We start from the raw sequence: 2,455 nt of genomic DNA, 5'->3' as shown, positions 1-2,455 counted from the left end.
GCTCGGAGGCGTTCCGGTGGCCCCTGGCGTTGGGGTGGACGAAGGCCACCTGGAACGGGTCGAGGCTGGTGAAGATGCCATCGACCCACCTGTCCGCGTCGCAGACGCTGTGGTCCCGGGAGGAGTTGTAGAGGTCGACGAACACGTCTCCTCGCTCACCGGCCGACTTCTCGATGGCCGTGTTGAGCGGTTCCAGGACGTCGTCACGGAGCCAGTCGAGGTCCCCCGGGGTGACCGAGCCGAACTGCTCCAAGTCGTTGTAGTTGCACTTGGCCGTGTCCTGGGGAATGACCGCGGGATAGCCGACGGTCACGACCTTGGCCTGTGGGGCGCGCTCGTGGAGGGTGGTGAGCATGTCGTCGTAGTCCTTGCTCACCTTGGCCAGCCGGTCGGGGATGCTGTCGGCCAACTGCTCCCGGCAGGGCGTCCCCTCGCCGCCGCTGCCAATGCCCAGTTGCAGACAGGTGCGGAGGACGTCGCCGAACCCGAGGGTGTTGCCGCCCACGCCGACGGTGACCACGTCGGTGTCGAGGCTCACCGCCCTGGACTGGGGAGGCACCGGGGGGAACGGGTAGTCAGGGTCCTCGGAGAAGGGCGGCAGGTGGTGGCCGATCGGCTCCTGGGCGTGGAAAGTGATGTCCTCGATGGTGGCGGCACCGCAACTGACGTTGGTCAACTCGACCAGTGAGCCGAGATCGCGGTCGATGACCTGGGGGTAGGACAGGTCGGTGCGCTCACAGCCGTCACGGGGCACTTCGAAGGTGTCGCCCGCCGCCGCGATGACTCCGGCGGTGTAGGAGTCGCCCAGGGCGACCCACTCGTACGCGGCCGCCGCGGCTGCCGGGCTCGCGCCGGCGAGTTGCGCGGGGGCGAGGGCGCCTGCGGCGAGAGCCACGGCGGAGCCCAGAACGGCCAGTCGAGTGCGTACGTTTACCACGAATCCTCCAGAGATACGGTGTTGATCGAGCGACGACCGTATAAAGAAGATCACTCAACGCACTAGATCCAATGCGGACAGTTATCACTCTTCGATCTTCAGGTTCCTTGCGGCCACTGGCGGCGCGTTCCGATCAGATGGGTTCGATATGCGAACCACTCGCGCCCCACTACGGGCAGATCCGGAACGGTGTTTGATCACTGCCATGGGTTTCCCCGGCTAAACCGTCGGATCCCGGCCTGCCCCGTGATCCCCGCCCGCTGTCCTGTTTCGCGCTCACCGGCCAGAGCGGCGCGAGGTCGCCCAGGACCAGGCGACGCTGACGTACGCGCCGCCCCGGTGTGTCGACGACGGCAACCTCGTGTGGGCGGGCGGCAGTCGGAACGGTTCACCTGTGTCACAGAACGTCGACAGCGACAACCGAACAGACGGGTTCTCCTCTCTTGGCGTGCGGACCGGCAGCAACCGTCCACCGCACTCACCAGCCAAGGAGATATCCACCATGTCCGAGTCATCCGCTCCTGTGATCCGCCGCCTTCGCGGCCGGGCCACGGGACTCGTCGTGGCCGGTACGGCCCTCGCTCTCGCCGCCCCGCTCCCGGCGACGGCGGCGGCCGGCCCGCCACCCGCCACCCTCGCGGCCGACCCGGTCTCCGTCCTGTCGTACACCGCCAAGGAACGCCGGGAGGCCCTCGCCTACTGGACACCCGCCCGTATCAAGGCCGTCGGGAAGTCCGTGGACCTCGGCCCGACCGGGCCGAAGACCAAGCCCTGGCGGGGCACCGCCATGAAGACGGTGGGGCGGGTCTTCTTCGTCAACGCGAACGGCGCCGACACCTGGTGCACCGCCACCGCGGTGAAGAGCGCCAACAAATCCACCGTGATGACCGCCGCGCACTGCGTACGCCGGGGCGCCTCTGCCCCCAACACCCACAGCACGATGGTGTTCGTGCCCGGCTACAGCAAGGGCAAGCAGCCGTACGGCGCGTTCGCGGTCCGTACCGCCGTCACCCCGCGCATCTGGGAGAAGGAGTCCGTCAACGATATGTCAGCACTCGCCGTCGACACCGGCAAAAAGGGCCGCAAGCTCACCGACGTCGTCGGCGGCCAGAGCATCGCCTTCAACCGCGCCGTCGGCGGCACCATCACTTCCTTCGGCTACCCCGCCACCCGCCCCCAGCTCGGCGAGGAACTCCTCCGCTGCACCGGTACGGCGAAGAAGGAGATCGGCATGCAGGCCATCCCCTGCGACATGACCGGCGGCGCCAGCGGAGGCCCCTGGTTTGCCGACTTCAACGCCACCACCGGCAAGGGTGTCCTGGTCTCGGTCAACAGCTCACTGGATTCCTTCACACCGACCAAGATGTACGGAGAGGTACTGCGCGCCACGGCCAAGAAGGTGTACGACCGAGCCCAGCGCGCCTGACCCGGTAACACGGGCGGCGCCGGGCAGGCCACCGACAGCGCCGCGGCCCGACGTCACCGGATGACGGCCGCCGAACGCGGACACGGCGACGC

2 protein-coding genes are annotated in these 2,455 nt (G+C 68.2%); one reads left to right on the top strand and one right to left on the bottom strand.

Annotated elements, in window-relative coordinates; genetic code table 11:
• Positions 1–937, bottom strand: a 937-nt coding sequence (locus ACWF94_RS38610; protein WP_453499669.1) for an SGNH/GDSL hydrolase family protein, incomplete at its 3' end; no start/stop codon positions are given.
• 502 nt (positions 938–1,439) lie between these two features.
• Between ACWF94_RS38610 and ACWF94_RS38605 the strand changes: the two genes are divergently transcribed.
• A complete protein-coding gene (locus ACWF94_RS38605; RefSeq protein WP_453499667.1) occupies positions 1,440–2,363 on the top strand; it encodes a trypsin-like serine peptidase in 924 nt (307 codons plus the stop codon).
• The last annotated feature ends 92 nt before the right edge of the window (positions 2,364–2,455 follow it).

It is taken from the genome of Streptomyces sp. NPDC055078 (assembly GCF_053607985.1).
This window is presented reverse-complemented; position numbering and strand designations above follow the sequence as displayed.